This window comes from Plantibacter sp. MPB07 (assembly GCF_046619465.1).
GTDB classification, from domain to species: Bacteria; Actinomycetota; Actinomycetes; order Actinomycetales; family Microbacteriaceae; genus Plantibacter; species Plantibacter auratus.
Genome location: NZ_CP177043.1, coordinates 1386275 through 1402483, shown reverse-complemented (window position 1 = coordinate 1402483; position 16209 = coordinate 1386275). Strand labels below are relative to the sequence as shown.

Genomic DNA, 16209 nt, shown 5'->3' with positions numbered 1-16209 from the left:
CGACCGCGACGGAAGCGACACATGAACCCGAACTGGATGGTAGGATAAAAGCCCGTGGTGAATACTTCTGAAGCGGGCAACCTGAACTCTCCGATCGACGGCATCGTCTCGGGCTCCAACGGCACGACCAAGCACATCTTCGTGACTGGTGGTGTCGTTTCTTCGTTGGGCAAGGGGCTCACCGCAGCCAGCCTCGGCAACCTGCTGACGGCGCGCGGGCTCCGAGTGGTCATGCAGAAGCTCGACCCCTACCTCAACGTCGACCCGGGCACGATGAACCCGTTCCAGCACGGCGAGGTCTTCGTGACCGACGACGGCGCCGAGACCGACCTCGACATCGGCCACTACGAGCGGTTCCTCGACATCGAGCTGAGCCAGGCCGCGAACGTGACGACCGGTCAGATCTACTCGACCGTCATCGCCAAGGAGCGTCGCGGCGAGTACCTCGGCGACACCGTGCAGGTGATCCCGCACATCACGGACGAGATCAAGCGCCGCATGCGCCTCCAGGCGTCCGAGACGCCGCAGCCCGACGTGATCATCACCGAGATCGGTGGCACGGTCGGCGACATCGAGTCGCAGCCGTTCATCGAGTCGGCTCGCCAGATCCGACACGAGCTCGGCCGGAACAACGTGTTCTTCGTCCACGTGTCCCTCGTGCCGTACATGGGCGCCTCCGGTGAACAGAAGACGAAGCCGACGCAGCACTCGGTCGCAGCCCTCCGGTCCATCGGCATCCAGCCCGACGCACTCGTGCTCCGCAGCGACCGCCCGGTGACCGAGAGCAACAAGCGCAAGATCGCGCTCATGTGCGACGTCGACGAGGACGCGGTCGTGAACGCGGTCGACGTCCCGAGCATCTACGACATCCCCACGATGCTGAACGACCAGGGCCTCGACGCGTACATCGCCGACCGCCTGGGTCTCGTCACCAACGAGGTCGACTGGAGCGGCTGGGCCGACCTCCTCGAGGCCGTCCACCACCCGAAGCACGCCGTCACCATCGGCCTCGTCGGCAAGTACATCGACCTGCCCGACGCCTACCTGTCGGTGACCGAGGCGCTCAAGGCCGGCGGCTTCGCCCACGACACCAAGGTCAGCATCCGTTGGATCCCGTCCGACGACTGCGAGACCGTCGAGGGAGCGATCAAGGCCCTCGCCGACGTCGACGGCATCTGCGTCCCCGGTGGCTTCGGCATCCGAGGCATCGAGGGCAAGCTCGGCGCCCTGAAGTTCGCCCGCGAGAACGGCATCCCGGTGCTCGGACTCTGCCTCGGCCTGCAGTGCATGGTCATCGAGTACGCCAGGAACGTCGTCGGGCTCGAGGGCGCCAGCTCCTCCGAGTTCGACCCCGACACGCAGTTCCCCGTCATCGCGACGATGGCCGAGCAGGTCGAGATCATCGCCGGCGGCGACCTCGGCGGCACGATGCGCCTCGGTCTGTACGCGGCGAAGCTCGACGAGGGCTCGATCGTCGCCGAGCTGTACGGTGCGGACGAGGTGTCCGAGCGTCACCGTCACCGCTACGAGGTGAACAACGGCTACCGCCAGCAGATCGCGGACGCCGGCCTCCAGTTCTCCGGTCTGTCGCCCGACGGCACGCTCGTCGAGTACGTCGAGCTGCCGCGCGAGGTGCACCCGTTCTACGTCGCGACGCAGGCGCACCCCGAGCTGCGGTCGCGCCCGAACCACGCGCACCCGCTGTTCGCCGGCCTCGTCGGTGCTTCGCTCGAGCGCCAGCAGGCGAGCCGCCTGTTCGACGTCGCCAATGGTTGAGTCGATCGGCGACGCCGCGTCGTTGCGCGACGAGCCGCACCCCGTCGAGGTGGTGTCCTCCGAGCGCGCGTTCGCGGGCAAGGTGTGGGACATCCGCAGGGAGACGTTCCGCTACGGCGACGGCGAGGTCGTGCGCGAGTTCGTCGACCACACCGGTGCGGTCGCGGTCTTGGCGCTCGACGCCGACGAGCGCGTCCTGCTCATCCAGCAGTACCGTCACCCGATCGGCGAGCGCGACTGGGAGCTGCCCGCCGGCCTCCTCGACATCGCGGGGGAGGACCCGGCCGTGGCCGCGGGTCGCGAGCTGGAGGAGGAGGCCGACCTCGTCGCCGGTTCGCTCCAGCTGCTGACCGAGTTCTACACGACGCCCGGTGGCAGCAACGAGTCGATCCGCATCTACCTCGCGCGTGACCTCACCGCGACCGCCGAGGCCTTCGCCCGTGCTGAGGAGGAGGCGGACATCCTCGTGGAGTGGGTGCCCCTCGACGACGCCGTGGCCGCGGTGCTCGACGGCCGGCTCCACAACTCGATCTTGATGCTCGGCGTCCTCGCGGCCGCTGCGGCTCGCGATCGCGGGTGGTCGACGCTGCGCGACAGCGGCGACTCCACGATCGGGCCGGGCGGAGCCTGAGGCGTGGCGCTCGATCGCGCGGTCGCCGACTACCTGCGGCACATCGCGATCGAGCGCGGCCTGTCGGCCAACACGCAGGCCGCCTACCGGCGGGATCTCGAGGGCTACCTCGCCTGGCTCGGCGCGCACGGTGTCGTCGAGGCACCGGCCGTCACCGCTGCGCACGTGTCGGAGTACACGGCGTCGCTCCGGACACCGGAGGGTCAGCCGGTGCGCGCGTCCTCGCTCGCCAGGGTGCTGTCGTCCATCCGCGGTCTCCACCGGTTCCTGCTCGACGAACAGCTCGTCGAGGTCGACGTCGCGCGCGAGGTACGCCCGCCGAAGCTCCCGGGGCGGCTCCCGAAGGCGATCACGATCGACCAGGTCCGTGCACTGCTCGAGACGACCGACGGCGACGACCTGCTCGCCGTCCGCGACAAGGCGCTCCTCGAACTGCTCTACGCGACAGGAGCCCGCGTCTCCGAGGCCGTCGGCCTGAACGTCGACGACGTCATCGACACCGACATCGTGCGGCTCCTCGGCAAGGGCGGCAAGCAGCGGATCGTGCCGCTCGGCAGCTTCGCCCGTGACGCCGTCGACCGCTACCTGGTGCGCGTCCGGCCGGTCTTCTCCGGCCTCGGCCGGTCCACGCCGGCGCTCTTCCTCGGGCAGCGCGGTGCGCGATTGTCCCGGCAGAGCGCTTGGCTCGTCCTCCAACGCGCCGCCGAGCGCGCAGGACTCGAATCGCACGTCTCGCCGCACACCCTCCGACACTCCTTCGCGACGCACCTCCTGCAGGGCGGAGCCGACGTCCGCGTCCTGCAGGAACTCCTCGGTCACTCCTCGGTGGCGACGACGCAGCTGTACACGCTGGTGACGGTCGACAACCTCCGCGACGTGTACACGCAGTCCCATCCCCGGGCCAGATGGACCACGGGCGGAGCGGCACCGCAGGCCTGACCCGTGGCCCGGTAGACTCGTCACTCGAACGACAGCAAGCGGGAGCGAGGCAACACCGGTGGCCGGTACGAAGCACACGAGCGCAGTGCAGGATTCTGCGCGCAAGACCGCCGCCGAACTGAACCCGAACGGCCCGACCGGCCGCCCGCGTCGTGAGTTCGCGGTGCCGCCCACACTGGCGCAGCACGGTCCGGCACGCATCATCTCGCTCTGCAACCAGAAGGGTGGCGTCGGCAAGACGACGACCACCATCAGTCTGTCCGCCGCGCTGGCCGAATACGGCCGCCGGGTGCTCGTCGTCGACTTCGACCCGCAGGGTGCGCTGTCCGCCGGTCTCGGCATCTCCACCCACGACTCCAACACCGTGTACGACCTGCTGCTCGGCACCGTGAAGGACCCGGCCGAGGTCATCCAGCACACCGCCATCGAGGGTCTCGACGTGCTCCCGGCCAACATCGACCTATCGGCCGCTGAGGTCCACCTCGTCAACGAGGTCGCGCGCGAGACGATCCTGGCCCGGGTGCTCCGCAAGGTGTCCGACGACTACGACGTCATCCTGATCGATTGCCAGCCCTCGCTCGGCCTGCTCACGGTCAACGCCCTCACCGCCAGCCACGGGGTGCTCATCCCGCTCGAGTGCGAGTTCTTCGCGCTCCGCGGGGTCGCGCTGCTCATCGAGACCATCGACAAGGTGCGCGACCGCCTCAACCCGGCGATCGAGCTCGATGGCATCCTCGCCACCATGTACGACTCCCGGACCCTGCACTCGCGAGAGGTCCTCGAGCGCGTCGTCGACGCCTTCAGCGAGAAGGTCCTCGAGACGGTCATCGGCCGGACCGTGAAGTTCCCCGACGCGAGCGTCGCCGGAACCCCGATCACCGAGTTCGCACCGGAGCACGCCGCCGCGAAGGCCTACCGTCAGCTCGCGAGAGAGCTCATCTCCCGTGGCGCGATCGCCTGATCCCGCGCGGACGCCCGTGGCCGTCCTCCCTCCGGCCGGCGACACCGGCTCGCGCTCCGCTGAGGCGACGACCGTCGACCCAACACCGGCACCGTCGTTCCGGGTGTCGTTCGAGGGCTTCGAAGGGCCCTTCGACCTCCTGCTGACCCTCATCGGCAAGCACGAACTCGACATCACCGAGGTCTCGCTCAGCCGCGTGACCGACGAGTTCATCGCCTACCTGCGCACGCTCGAGGCCGACGACGAACTCGACCAGGCGAGCGAGTTCCTCGTCGTCGCGGCCACCCTGCTCGACCTCAAGATCGCGGGGCTGCTGCCGCAGGGTGAGCTCGTCGACGCGGAGGACGTCGCCCTGCTGGAGGCGCGTGACCTGCTGTTCGCGCGCCTGCTGCAGTACCGCGCGTTCAAGCAGGCGTCGGCGTGGTTCGCGGAGCGCCTCGACCTGGAGGCGGCGCGCCACTTCCGGGCGGTCCGGCTGGAGGAGCAGTACCGTCAGCAGACCCCGGAACTCGTCTGGACGCTGACCGCGCAGGACTTCGGCGCACTCGCGACGCTCGCGTTCACGCCGCGCGAGGTGCCGACCGTCGGTCTCGACCACCTGCACGCACCGCTCGTGAGCATCCGGGAGCAGGCGGCGCACGTCGTCGCCATCCTGCGCCGCGGCGGGTCCCACACCTTCCGCGAGCTCATCGCCGGCGCGGAGTTGAAGGGTGTGGTCATCGCGCGCTTCATCGCTGTGCTCGAACTGTATCGACACGCGGCGCTGTCCTTCGAGCAGATCGAACCGCTCGGCGAGCTCACGCTGCGCTGGACGGCCGAGACCTGGAACGACGACAGCCTCGCCAACCTGGGAGCCGATTACGATGCCTGACGCGACACCCGAGTCGATCGAGCGGCCGACGGACGCCGCTCAGGGCCTGCCGGCCGAGCCCGCGCCGGTGCCCGCACCGGACGTCCCGCGTGCGCTCGAGGCGATCCTCATGGTCGCCGACGAACCGCAGAGCCTCGTGAACCTGGCCGCCGCCGTGCACGTTCCGGTCGGCGCCGTCCGACGAGCCATCGCCGAACTCGTCGCCGACTACGACGGCGAACGCGGTGGCGTCCGACGCGGGTTCGAACTCCGCGAGGTCGGCGGCGGCTGGCGGATCTACGTCCGAGCCGACTACGACGCGCTCGTCACCGACTACGTCGTGACCCAGAACCCGACGAAGCTGTCGCAGGCGGCGCTCGAGACCCTGGCCGTGATCGCCTACAAGCAGCCGATCAGCCGCGGCGCGATCGCCTCGATCCGCGCCGTCAACGTCGACTCCGTCGTCCGCACCCTCCTCGGACGCGGACTCATCACGGAGATGTTCACCGACAGTGAGACGGGTGCCATCAACTACGGCACCACCGATCTCCTGCTCACCCAACTTGGTATCAACGCCATCGAGGAGCTGCCGCGGATCTCGCCGTTGCTCGACGATGGCCGGGAAGGATTCGACAGTGACCAGCACTGAATCAGAGGGCATCCGCTTGCAGAAGGTGCTGGCGAACGCCGGCGTCGCCTCGAGGCGCGTGTCTGAGCAACTCATCGAGGACGGCCGTGTGGAGGTGAACGGCGTCGTCGTCACCGAGCTCGGCTCGCGGATCGATCCGGAGCACGACCTCGTGTCGGTCGACGGCAGCGCCATCCAGCTCGACGCCTCGAAGCGCTACCTCATGCTCAACAAGCCGGTGGGCATCTACAGCTCGTTGAAGGACGACCGCGGTCGCCCCGACCTGCGCCGCTTCACCGAGCAGTACGAGGAACGGCTCTTCAACGTGGGCCGCCTCGACGCCGAGACGAGCGGTCTGCTCATCCTCACCAACGACGGCGACCTCGCGCACGTGCTCGCGCACCCGTCGTTCGGTGTGCAGAAGACGTACATCGCGAAGGTCACCGGCAAGGTGACCGCGCAGGTCCTCGCGAAGCTGACCGCGGGCATCGAACTCGAGGACGGACCGATCTCCGCCGACAAGGCCCGCCTGCTCGGCACCGAGGACGGGTTCAGCCTCGTGGAGCTCACGCTGCACTCCGGGCGGAACCGCATCGTCCGTCGCATGCTCGACGCCGTCGGCCACCCGGTCGTCGACCTCGTGCGCCGTCAGTTCGGCCCCCTGCACCTCGGGACCCTCGGATCCGGACAGCTGCGCGAGCTGAGCAAGGACGAACTCGGCGCCATCCTGACCATCGCCCGCGCTCACGGTCCTGAAGCCCGCGCGGCCGACGGCACGGCAGCGGAGGCGTCGGAGCCGACGGCATGAGCGACCTGAGTTCCGCGCCCGCGCGCGTGCAGGGGTCGGTCCGCATCGTCGGAGCCGGCCTCCTCGGCGCGAGCATCGGACTCGCGCTGCGCGCCAAGGGCGTCGACATCATCCTCGACGACGCGTCGCCCAGCCAGTTGCGCCTCGCCATCGACTACGGCGCGGGTCGTGCGGCGGAACCCGCCGACGACCCGTCCGTCGTCGTCATCTGCGTCCCACCGGACGTCACCGCGCGCGTCATCGAGGCCGAACTCGCCGCGTTCCCGCGCGCCGTCGTGACCGACGTCGCGAGCGTGAAGCTCGAACCGTACCGCGCACTGCTCGAGCGCGGCGTCGACCTCGCCCGGTACATCGGTTCCCACCCGCTCGCCGGCCGTGAGCGCGGGGGAGCGATCTCCGCCAGGGCCGACCTCTTCCTCGGCCGCCCCTGGGTGATCTGCCGCGACGCCGAGACACCCGCCTGGGCGCTGTCGCAGGTGGAGGGCCTCGCGCTCGACCTCGGCACCATCCCGATGGAGATGACGCCGGACGAACACGACCGCTTCGTCGCGCTCGTCTCGCACACGCCGCAACTCGTCGCGAGCCTCCTGGCCGCCCAGCTGCAGGACGCCGAGGAGGGCGCGATCCAGCTCGCCGGACAGGGCCTGCGCGACACCGTCCGTATCGCCTCGAGCGCCCCGGAGCTCTGGGTCCAGATCCTCAGCGCGAACCACGCCGAGGTCCTCCCCGTGTTGGAGCAGCTGTCCACCGACCTCATTTCGGTCATCTCGGCACTCCGGGACCCGGAGGTGCCGGGCGCTCGCCGCACGATCGCGGACACGATCGCCGCCGGCAACACCGGCGTCGCACGGCTCCCCGGCAAGCACGGCCAGAACCGCCGGTTCGCGAGCATCGTCGTCCTCCTCGACGACCGCCCCGGCCAGCTGGGCGCCCTGTTCACGGAGCTCGGCGAGATCGGCGTCAACATCGAGGACCTGCGTCTGGAGCACTCGCCCGGCGCGAACATCGGTCTCGCGGAGGTCCAGGTCCTCCCCGAGGTGAAGCAGCGCACCGTCGACGACCTCGAGTCGCGCGGCTGGCGTATCGCGGAAGTATAGGAAGAGACATGACCGAACAGCACCCCACCAGTACCGACGCGTCGACGACGCCGGACGCACCCGTCGTGGTCGCGATCGACGGACCGGCCGGCAGCGGCAAGTCCAGCGTGAGCAAGGCCGTCGCCCGCCGGCTCGGCTACCGCTACCTGGACACGGGCGCCTGGTACCGCGCGCTCGCGCTCCACACGCTCGATGCGGACGTCGACCCCGAGGACTCGGCGGCGGTGATCGGCTCGCTCGACGCGTTCGGTGGCGCCTTCACCGTCTCCCTCGACCCGGACGTGACCGCGTTCACGCTCGGGGATCGCGACGTCACGGACGAGATCCGCGGCCCCCGCGTGACGGCCGTCGTGTCGGCCGTCGCCCGTGTCCCGGAGGTGCGGGCGTGGATCAACGAGACCTTCCGATCGCTCATCGCCGACGTCGACCGCCCGGGCATCGTCGTCGAGGGACGCGACATCACCACGGTGGTCGCACCGGATGCTCAGGCTCGGATCCTGCTCACGGCATCCGAAGCGGCTAGAATGGCCAGGCGTTCAGCGGAATTCGAGAGCCACCCTGCCGGCGACGTCGCGGAACAACTGCAGCGGCGTGATCGGGCGGACTCCAGGGTCGTCGACTTCATGAACGCGGCGGACGGAGTGACCACGGTCGACTCCACGCACATCGACTTCGACGAGACGGTCGACGCGGTCGTCCGCGTCACCGAATCCCTCACAGCAAGGAACTCCCATGGCTCACGATGACGAGCAGTTCGACGGAGGCCCCGACGACCTCGCGGACCGCCTCCAGGACATGGACGAGGAGCTCGCGACCCAGCGGGCCGCGTCCCTCCGCTCCGGCCTGGCCGACTACGACCTCGAGGGCGACGACCTCGACATCCTCGACGGCGCGACGGAGGACCCGGACGAGATCCGCTTCCTGCCGGCGCTGCCTGTCGTGGCGATCGTCGGTCGCCCGAACGTGGGCAAGTCCGCACTGGTGAACCGCATCCTCGGCCGTCGTGAGGCCGTCGTGGAGGACACCCCCGGTGTCACCCGCGACCGCGTGAACTACAAGGCCGAGTGGAACGACCGTCGCTTCACGGTCGTCGACACCGGTGGGTGGGAGCCCGATGCCAAGGGCATCGACGCGTCTGTCGCGGCCCAGGCCGAGATCGCCATCGACCTCTCCGACGTCGTGATCTTCGTGGTCGACGCCATGGTCGGCGCCACGGCGACCGACGAGCAGGTCGTCAAGCTACTCCGCAAGACCGGACGCCCCGTCTTCCTCGTCGCCAACAAGGTCGACGACGCCCGTCAGGAGCCGGAGGCCGCGGCGCTCTGGAACCTCGGCCTCGGCGAGCCCCACCCGGTCTCCGCGATCCACGGTCGTGGTGTCGCCGACCTCCTCGACAAGATCCTCAAGGTCCTCCCGCAGGTCTCGGCCGTCGCGAAGGACGAGTTCGGCGGCCCCCGCCGTGTCGCGATCCTCGGACGCCCGAACGTCGGCAAGTCCAGCCTGCTCAACAAGACCGCAGGCGAGGAGCGCGTCGTCGTCAACGACCTCGCCGGGACCACCCGCGACCCGGTCGACGAGCAGATCGAGCTCGGCGGCAAGATCTGGCGCTTCGTCGACACCGCCGGTATCCGTCGTCGCGTGCACCTGTCGCAGGGTGCCGACTTCTACGCATCGCTCCGCACGAGCACGGCGCTCGAGAAGGCCGAGGTGGCCGTCGTCCTCATCGACGTCACCGAGGTGATCAGCGAGCAGGACGTGCGGATCATCGACCTCGTCCTCGAGAGCGGTCGCGCCCTCGTGCTCGCCTTCAACAAGTGGGACCAGCTCGACGACGAACGCCGGAAGTACCTGGAGCGCGAGATCGAGCAGGACCTCTCGCACGTGTCGTGGGCGCCGCGCGTCAACATCTCCGCGCGGACGGGCCGCCACCTCGAGCGTCTCGTCCCGGCCCTCGAGGTCGCACTCGAGTCGTGGGACATGCGTATCCCCACGGGCAAGTTCAACGCCTTCCTTGCCGAGCTCACAGCGGCGCACCCGCACCCGCTGCGTGGTGGCAAGCAGCCCCGCATCCTGTTCGGCACGCAGGCCGCGAGCCGTCCGCCGACCTTCGTGCTCTTCACGACCGGCTTCCTCGACCCCGGTTACCGTCGTTACGTGATCCGTCGCCTGCGCGAGATCTGGGGCTTCGAGGGCACGCCGATCAACGTCAACATGCGCGTCCGCGAGAAGCGCCAGCGCTGATCCACCGCGCCCGTCTGCCGGACGGCGAGGACGAAGGCCCGGGACCACTCCATGGAGTGGTCCCGGGCCTTCGTCGTGCTGGTCGAGACGTGATCAGGAGCGAGCGAGGGCGGATTCGTCGGCGGGCGCCAGGGCGGGCCCGTGTTCGGTCTCGAACGGCCACCAGCTCGGGAGCAGTTCGCCGATGACCTCGAGGAACGACTCGACGTCACGTGGTGCTGGGGTGTCGAGCCAGACACGGAAGCTCGCGACGGAGCCCGCGGCGACGAAGTGCGCCGCTGATCGCATGAACAACTCGCGCTGCTCCTCGCTCAGGCATTCGGCGTGGGGGAGGGTGATCGCCCCGCGCTCGAAGATGTCGAGCACCGTCGAGGTGAAGACCCGGTTGAGCATGGGCTGCAGACTCGCGCCGATGAGGTCGTCGCCGAGACCGACGCGGTAGATGTCGGCGCGCTCGTCGATGTGGCGGAGCGCGGCGACCGTGGCCCGGGTGATCGCCGCCGGGGCGTCGTCCGCGGAGACGGTCGCCAGGTGGGTCATGCTCAGTTCCGTGAGCTCCTCGGCGAGGACCGATTCGAGCAGCTCGCACGGCGCCGCCGCGTGCTGGTAGAAGGTCGATCGGTTGATGCCGGCGCGTGCGGCGATCTCCGAGACGGAGATCTCGGAGGTGGGGCGTTCTGCGGCGAGTTGCAGGATCGTGCGCGCGAGCCGTGCCCGCGTCCGGCGTTGACGTGCATCCATGAGGGTCCTTCGCGTGGGTTCGGTGCGGCGGGCGCGAGCGCGGCCGATGCAATACTGGAGTTCAATATATAACATATTCCGCACGTGCGGTGGAGATGACCCTGGGCAAGGGGGTGGCGCACAGTGTTTCGTGCCAGGCTGGTCCAATGACTGATGCGCATCCTCCCGGCGGCCCGGTCCGGGACGCCGGGGATGCCTGGGTCGAATCCGGAGACGGCCGGAAGTACTGGGGACGGTTCGGTGCAGCCGGACTCCTGGTGCACGATCGGGCCCGCGGTGTGCTATTACAGCATCGGGCCGGCTGGAGCCACTTCGGCGGCACCTGGGGCATCCCGGGAGGCGCGCGTCACCAGTTCGAAAGCGCTGTCGACGGTGCGGTCCGCGAGTCGCACGAGGAGGCGGGTGTCCCCGCCGAGTCGATCGAGCTACGGTTCGACTCCGTGCTCGATCTCGGATTCTGGTCGTACACGACGGTGATCGTCGAGGCGGTCGAGCCGTTCGAACCCGTGGTCTCCGACCCGGAGAGTATCGCCCTCGCCTGGGTGCCGCTCGACGAGGTCGAGGCGTTGCCCCTGCACCCCGGTTTCGCCGATTCGTGGCCCGGCCTGCGGTCGCAGCTCGAGCGCCGCGTCACGGTCGTCGTCGACGTCGCGAACGTCGTCGGCTCGCGACCGGACGGGTGGTGGAAGGACCGCGCAGGAGCCGCGCAGCGGTTCGTCGCGCGACTCGGCCGTCTCGCGCACGAGGGACTCGACGCCCAGGCGCTCGACCTCGACTTCAACCGCTGGTGGCCGGCCTACGTCGCCGTCGTCGAAGGACAGGCCCGAGGCGTCCACACCGATGACGACCTGCGAGACCCTGGTCACGAGCTGCGGGCGGGCGTCTCGGTCGTCGACGCGGCGGGGAGTGGCGACGACGCGATCGTGGACGTCGTCCGTGGGCTCGACGGCGCGGTCGTCGTGGTCACCTCCGACCGTGAGCTGCGGGAACGCGTCGAGGGTCTGGGCGCGACGACACGCGGTGCAGGCTGGCTGACGGACCTGCTCGACGCAGTGGTCTGAGGACAGCGGCAGACGCTCCACAGGAGCCTGCGGCCGGTCGCCGCCGTCGCGGGAGACCGCTTTCCCGCACGCCGCCTGGGCGTTCAGTAGGGTTGGTGCCATGACCCTGTTCATCATCGTCGGCGCCGTCGGTCTCGTGATCGTCCTCATCTCCCTGGTCTTCGGTGAGATCTTCGACTTCCTGGACGGGGCGGTCTCGGCCACCGCGCTCGGGAGCGCGTTCACCGTCTTCGGTGCGGTCGGCGCGATCGTGCTCGCGAACGGGCTGCCCGTCTGGTCCGCGTACGTCATCTCGGCCGTCATCGGTGTCCTCGTGCTTGTCGGCGTCCAGCTGATGATCCGGAGCTTCAAGCGCTCGGAGGACGGCACGCCGAGTTCACCGCTCGGTCTCTACGGCGTCGCCCGGTCGACCATCTCGGCCTCCTTCGGCGAGGTGAGCCTCGACGGTCCGCACGAGATCGAGACGCGCCTCGCCTTCTCCGACACCCGGATCGAGACCGGCAGTCGAATCCGCGTGGTCGAGCTCCAGGGCTCCCGCGTGAAGGTCGAACCCGCATCGAGCGGAGCCGCTGCCGACACGCGGCCCTGATTCCATCCATCCACCAGCACGCCCTCGAGGGGAAGGCACCTGCCCTATGGACTTCATCACCACCAACATCACGGTGATCGCCGTGATCGCACTCGTCGTGGTGGCGCTCGCGATCGTCGCGTTCGTCGCCGGACGGATCAAGCGCGTACCGCCGAACCAGGCGCTCGTCATCGTCGGTCGGGGGGCCGGCGCCAAGACGGGTGAGCCCGACGGCGGGCAGCGCGTCGTCATCGGTGGGCGGGTGTTCATCTGGCCGATCCTGCAGCAGGGCTTCCCGATCTCGCTCGAGCAGCGCCAGATCGGCATCGTCGTGGAGGGCGTCGACACGAACTTCATCAAGGTCGCCATCCAGGCGAGCGTGAACTTCAAGGTGTCCGGCACGCCGGAGGGTGTGCGCCGTGCCGCGCAGCGCTTCCTCTCGCAGCAGGGGTCGCTGACGCAGATCATCCAGCAGTCTCTCGAAGGGTCGCTGCGGTCCATCATCGGCAACATGCCGATCAAGGAGATCATCTCCAACCGCAACGCCCTGTCCGAAGCGGTGGTCGAGGCGACCAAGACGGATCTCGCCGAGCAAGGCCTCCAGGTCGACCTGCTGAACATCTCCGACATCTCGACGCCGGGCACCAACTACCTCGCCGACCTCGGTCGAGCGGAGAACGCACTCGCCCGGCAGAACGCGGAGATCAAGGAGGCCGAGACCGCTCGTGCGTCCGAGTTCGCGCGGATCGAAGCGGCGGAGCAGGTCGCGGAGCGCCAGAAGGCCCTGAGCCTCAAGCAGGCGACCATCAAGGCGGAGACCGACCGCGCGAACGCCGAGGCCGAGGCCTCCGGCCAGCTCGCCACGGCTCAGCAGGACCGCCTGGTCGCGGAGCAGGAACGTGAGGCGCTCGCCGAGAAGGCGAAGGTGGAGCAGGAGCGCCTCGACATCGAGGTGCGCAAGCCGGCCGAGGCCGACGCGTACGCGACGGTCCAGCGCGCGCAGGCGGCCCGAGATGCGGCCAATGCCGCAACGGAAGCCGACGCGTTCAAGCGCAAGACCATCGCCGAGGCGAACAAGGTCGCGGCGGTGCAGGACGCCCAGGCGGCTGCGGAGTCCGTGCGTCTCGCCGGTACCGCTGAGCGCGACAAGCAGATCGCCCTGGCCGAGGGTATCCGTGCGCAGGGTGACGCGAAGGCGTCGGCTGTGGCCGCGGAGGGTCTGGCGGAGGCCGAGGCGATCGACGCGAAGGCCGAGGCGCTGAAGAAGTACGGTGAGGCCGGGCTCGCGTCCGAGATCATCGCCCGTCTGCCCGAGATCACGCGAGCCGTGTCCGAGCCGCTCGGCAACATCTCGAATCTCACGGTCATCTCGACCGAGGGTGCGTCGGCCGTCACGAAGACGGTCGGTCAGGTCGTCAGCGAGGTGCCGAAGGTCGTCAAGGACATCACCGGGCTCGACCTGTCCGCCCTCCTGGGCGGGGTCGCCGGTGGCGCGCTGGGGGAGAACCTCCAGCAGGCGATGTCCGACAACGCGGCCGCGGCCGCGAGGCGTCAGCCGAAGACGCCCGCGTCACCCGACGCCGTCTGAGTCGCTGGATCATCGGGAGCCGGTCGCCTTCGGGTGGCCGGCTTCTGGCGTTGTTCCACGACTCCTCGGGCGATTCACCGGTGTCGCTTTGGAGCTTGTCAAGCGGTCCGGTCGCATCCCCGGTCGGGCATACGCGCCCGCCTAGGGTGGAGGCATGCGTGCGGTGCGCACGGGTGTCATCTGGAGGATCGTCGTGGACCATCGAGGAAACACAGCCGAGCAGCGTGAGGGCGGGCAGTCGTCGGAGCCGACCGAGGCCGGCGAGGCACAGCGTCAGCGTCTGGCCGAGCGGCCGTGGCTGTCGTCCTACGCCAGTGGCGTGCCCGCCGACATCGACGAGGTCACCGAGACGCTCGTCGATCTGCTCGACACCTCCGTGAAGCGCTTCGGTGATCGCATCGCCCTGGAGTTCTTCGGTGCCGAGACGAGCTACAGCGAGCTCGGTGAACAGGTCGCTCGAGCGGCCGAGGGGCTCCGCAAGCTCGGCGTGAAGCCGGGCGACCGCGTGGCGCTCGTGCTGCCGAACTGCCCGCAGCACGTCGTCGCGTTCTACGCGGCGCTCCGGCTCGGTGCGACGGTCATCGAGCACAACCCGCTCTACACGGCTCGCGAGCTGCGGCATCAGTTCGAGGATCACGGCGCGCACGTCGCGATCGTGTGGGACAAGGTCTACGACCTCGTCGCCGACCTCCCGGCCGACGTGATGCGCGGCCGCATCGTCTCGGTCGACATCACCCAGGCTCTGCCGTTGTCGAAGCGTCTGGCGCTCCGGCTGCCGGTGAAGCGTGCGCGCGAGTCGCGTGCGGCGATGACCGCGACCCCGTCGGCGAAGCACGTGCTCCCGTGGGAACGGCTGATCGGCGGACGGAAGCTGTCGAAGCGGGTCGTGCGTCCGACGCTCGACGACACCGCGCTCCTGCAGTACACGAGTGGGACGACCGGGGCACCGAAGGGTGCCATCCTGACGCATCGCAATCTGCGGGCGAACGCCGAGCAGGGACGCGCCTGGGTGCCTGGCCTGAGCGAGGGCGGCGAGGTCTTCTACGGGGTACTGCCGCTGTTCCACGCGTACGGCATGACGCTGTGCCTGACGTTCGCCATGAGCATCGGGGCGCGGCTCGTATTGTTCCCGAAGTTCGACCTGGAGCTGGTGCTCACGGCGGCGAAGAAGTCCCCGCCGACGTTCCTGCCGGCGGTGCCGCCCATCTACGACGCGCTGTCGCGTGCTTCGAGCCGCAAGGGCGTCGACCTGACGAGTGTCCGCTTCGCGATCTCCGGGGCGATGAGCCTGCCGGTCTCGACGGTGACGCGGTGGGAGGAGGCGACCGGCGGTCTGCTCGTCGAGGGCTACGGGATGACGGAGTCGTCGCCGGTGGCGCTCGGCAACCCGATCGGTCCGTCGCGTCGGCCGGGCACCGTGGGTGTGCCGTTCCCGAGCACCGAGATCCGCGTCGTCGATCCCGAGAACCCGACGGTCGACCGTGCGGCGGGGGAGTCGGGTGAGTTGCTGCTCCGTGGTCCGCAGGTCTTCCAGGGCTACTGGGGTCGTCCGGACGAGTCGCGCGAGGCGTTGCTCGAGGGTGGCTGGTTGCGGACCGGCGACATCGTGACGGTGTCGGCGGACGGCTTCGTGACGGTCATCGACCGGGTGAAGGAGCTCATCATCACCGGTGGGTTCAACGTGAGCCCGTCCGAGGTGGAGGAGACGCTCCTGTCGCACCCGGACGTCGAGTCGGCCGCCGTGGTCGGACTGCCGCGCGACTCCGGTGGCGAGGACGTGACGGCCGCGGTGGTCATGCGTGCGGGGACCGTCTTCGACGCCGGCTCGCTGCGCGACTACTGCCGGACCCGCCTCACGGCGTACAAGGTGCCGAAGCGGGTCGTGCAGCTCGACGAGCTGCCGACGTCGCTCATCGGTAAGGTGCTGCGGCGCAAGGTGCGCGACCAGCTCGTCGCGGATCGCAAGGCCGAGTAGCGGCTGTCCGGGCTCAGGCCCGTCTCTCTCGGCACGTCGTGGGATGCGTCCTGGAGATGCCTCGTCGTGTCGCGGTGGTCAGCCGCGGGACTCGGGGTGCAGCCAGTGGCGCACCACGGGGATGAGCAGTGACAACGCGACGAAGGTGATGGCGCCGCCGATGATGGCGTCGTCGATCGGCGTGTTCCGGCTGACCTGCACGATGCCCGAGACGATCGCCACGGGCAGGGCGGTGAGGGCCGCGACGCGGACCTCTTTCCAGTAGTGGCTGTAGCGCATGGTGGTCCTTCGTCGGGTGACCGGATCGGTCGGTTTGTCTTGTCACGCGGGCGCGGACGAGTCACG

At 69.4% G+C, this 16209-nt stretch carries 16 protein-coding genes; 14 read left to right on the top strand and 2 right to left on the bottom strand.

The window, feature by feature from the left end; genetic code table 11:
* Positions 1 to 81 precede the first annotated feature (81 nt).
* The 10 genes from ACLIME_RS06585 (at position 82) to der (ending at position 9931) form a co-directional block, all read left to right on the top strand.
* The gene (locus ACLIME_RS06585; protein WP_194718987.1) at positions 82 to 1776 is read left to right on the top strand and encodes a CTP synthase; all 1695 of its coding nucleotides are present in this window, start codon (positions 82 to 84) and stop codon (positions 1774 to 1776) included.
* Positions 1769 to 2407 carry an NUDIX domain-containing protein gene (locus tag ACLIME_RS06580; RefSeq protein WP_411558469.1) on the top strand — a complete coding sequence of 213 codons (639 nt, stop codon included), beginning with the start codon at positions 1769 to 1771 and terminating at the stop codon, positions 2405 to 2407. Before ACLIME_RS06585 ends, ACLIME_RS06580 begins: the two co-directional genes overlap by 8 nt.
* 3 nt (positions 2408 to 2410) lie before the next feature.
* Positions 2411 to 3346, top strand: coding sequence for a site-specific tyrosine recombinase XerD (xerD, locus tag ACLIME_RS06575; protein ID WP_411558468.1), 936 nt, complete (start codon positions 2411 to 2413; stop codon positions 3344 to 3346).
* An 85-nt stretch (positions 3347 to 3431) separates the two neighbouring features.
* The gene (locus ACLIME_RS06570; protein ID WP_411558467.1) at positions 3432 to 4307 is read left to right on the top strand and encodes a ParA family protein; all 876 of its coding nucleotides are present in this window, start codon (positions 3432 to 3434) and stop codon (positions 4305 to 4307) included.
* A gap of 16 nt (positions 4308 to 4323) precedes the next feature.
* Positions 4324 to 5178 (top strand): segregation/condensation protein A, encoded by an 855-nt coding sequence (locus tag ACLIME_RS06565; RefSeq protein WP_191941182.1) that lies wholly within the window; start codon positions 4324 to 4326, stop codon positions 5176 to 5178.
* Positions 5171 to 5806 carry an SMC-Scp complex subunit ScpB gene (gene scpB / locus ACLIME_RS06560; RefSeq protein WP_137241546.1) on the top strand — a complete coding sequence of 212 codons (636 nt, stop codon included), beginning with the start codon at positions 5171 to 5173 and terminating at the stop codon, positions 5804 to 5806. Before ACLIME_RS06565 ends, scpB begins: the two co-directional genes overlap by 8 nt.
* The gene (locus ACLIME_RS06555; RefSeq protein WP_086475416.1) at positions 5772 to 6593 is read left to right on the top strand and encodes a pseudouridine synthase; all 822 of its coding nucleotides are present in this window, start codon (positions 5772 to 5774) and stop codon (positions 6591 to 6593) included. Before scpB ends, ACLIME_RS06555 begins: the two co-directional genes overlap by 35 nt.
* Entirely contained in the window at positions 6590 to 7690 is a 1101-nt protein-coding gene (locus tag ACLIME_RS06550; RefSeq protein WP_411558466.1) for a prephenate dehydrogenase, read from the top strand. Before ACLIME_RS06555 ends, ACLIME_RS06550 begins: the two co-directional genes overlap by 4 nt.
* Positions 7691 to 7698: 8 nt before the next feature.
* Positions 7699 to 8436: a (d)CMP kinase gene (gene cmk, locus ACLIME_RS06545; RefSeq protein ID WP_064295487.1), complete on the top strand. Its 738-nt coding sequence runs from the start codon at positions 7699 to 7701 to the stop codon at positions 8434 to 8436.
* Positions 8423 to 9931 carry a ribosome biogenesis GTPase Der gene (gene der / locus ACLIME_RS06540; protein ID WP_085514417.1) on the top strand — a complete coding sequence of 503 codons (1509 nt, stop codon included), beginning with the start codon at positions 8423 to 8425 and terminating at the stop codon, positions 9929 to 9931. Before cmk ends, der begins: the two co-directional genes overlap by 14 nt.
* Before the next feature lie 93 nt (positions 9932 to 10024).
* On the opposite strand, the gene ACLIME_RS06535 is transcribed toward der, so the two are convergent.
* Positions 10025 to 10672 carry a TetR/AcrR family transcriptional regulator gene (locus ACLIME_RS06535; protein WP_194644719.1) on the bottom strand — a complete coding sequence of 216 codons (648 nt, stop codon included), beginning with the start codon at positions 10670 to 10672 and terminating at the stop codon, positions 10025 to 10027.
* 146 nt (positions 10673 to 10818) lie between these two features.
* Between ACLIME_RS06535 and ACLIME_RS06530 the strand changes: the two genes are divergently transcribed.
* The 4 genes from ACLIME_RS06530 (at position 10819) to ACLIME_RS06515 (ending at position 15864) form a co-directional block, all read left to right on the top strand.
* A complete protein-coding gene (locus ACLIME_RS06530; protein ID WP_411558465.1) occupies positions 10819 to 11733 on the top strand; it encodes an NUDIX domain-containing protein in 915 nt (304 codons plus the stop codon).
* A 100-nt stretch (positions 11734 to 11833) separates the two neighbouring features.
* The gene (locus tag ACLIME_RS06525; RefSeq protein WP_071260715.1) at positions 11834 to 12322 is read left to right on the top strand and encodes an NfeD family protein; all 489 of its coding nucleotides are present in this window, start codon (positions 11834 to 11836) and stop codon (positions 12320 to 12322) included.
* Between the two features lie 46 nt (positions 12323 to 12368).
* The gene (locus tag ACLIME_RS06520; protein WP_411558464.1) at positions 12369 to 13889 is read left to right on the top strand and encodes a flotillin family protein; all 1521 of its coding nucleotides are present in this window, start codon (positions 12369 to 12371) and stop codon (positions 13887 to 13889) included.
* Positions 13890 to 14043: 154 nt separating this feature from the next.
* A complete protein-coding gene (locus tag ACLIME_RS06515; protein ID WP_137241552.1) occupies positions 14044 to 15864 on the top strand; it encodes a long-chain-fatty-acid--CoA ligase in 1821 nt (606 codons plus the stop codon).
* Between the two features lie 78 nt (positions 15865 to 15942).
* Here the strand turns inward: ACLIME_RS06515 and ACLIME_RS06510 are convergent, their stop codons facing one another.
* Positions 15943 to 16143, bottom strand: a complete 201-nt coding sequence (locus ACLIME_RS06510) for a hypothetical protein (RefSeq protein WP_056005177.1) — start codon at positions 16141 to 16143, stop codon at positions 15943 to 15945.
* Positions 16144 to 16209: the final 66 nt, after the last annotated feature.

Coding starts and splice junctions, on each gene's coding strand:
- ACLIME_RS06555 (WP_086475416.1), top strand. CDS start 5,772: ATGGCCGGGAAGGATTCGACAGTGACCAGCACTGAATCAGAGGGCATC.
- ACLIME_RS06510 (WP_056005177.1), bottom strand. CDS start 16,143: ATGCGCTACAGCCACTACTGGAAAGAGGTCCGCGTCGCGGCCCTCACC.
- ACLIME_RS06520 (WP_411558464.1), top strand. CDS start 12,369: ATGGACTTCATCACCACCAACATCACGGTGATCGCCGTGATCGCACTC.
- ACLIME_RS06580 (WP_411558469.1), top strand. CDS start 1,769: ATGGTTGAGTCGATCGGCGACGCCGCGTCGTTGCGCGACGAGCCGCAC.
- ACLIME_RS06535 (WP_194644719.1), bottom strand. CDS start 10,672: ATGGATGCACGTCAACGCCGGACGCGGGCACGGCTCGCGCGCACGATC.
- cmk (WP_064295487.1), top strand. CDS start 7,699: ATGACCGAACAGCACCCCACCAGTACCGACGCGTCGACGACGCCGGAC.
- ACLIME_RS06525 (WP_071260715.1), top strand. CDS start 11,834: ATGACCCTGTTCATCATCGTCGGCGCCGTCGGTCTCGTGATCGTCCTC.
- ACLIME_RS06515 (WP_137241552.1), top strand. CDS start 14,044: ATGCGTGCGGTGCGCACGGGTGTCATCTGGAGGATCGTCGTGGACCAT.
- scpB (WP_137241546.1), top strand. CDS start 5,171: ATGCCTGACGCGACACCCGAGTCGATCGAGCGGCCGACGGACGCCGCT.
- ACLIME_RS06550 (WP_411558466.1), top strand. CDS start 6,590: ATGAGCGACCTGAGTTCCGCGCCCGCGCGCGTGCAGGGGTCGGTCCGC.
- der (WP_085514417.1), top strand. CDS start 8,423: ATGGCTCACGATGACGAGCAGTTCGACGGAGGCCCCGACGACCTCGCG.
- ACLIME_RS06530 (WP_411558465.1), top strand. CDS start 10,819: ATGACTGATGCGCATCCTCCCGGCGGCCCGGTCCGGGACGCCGGGGAT.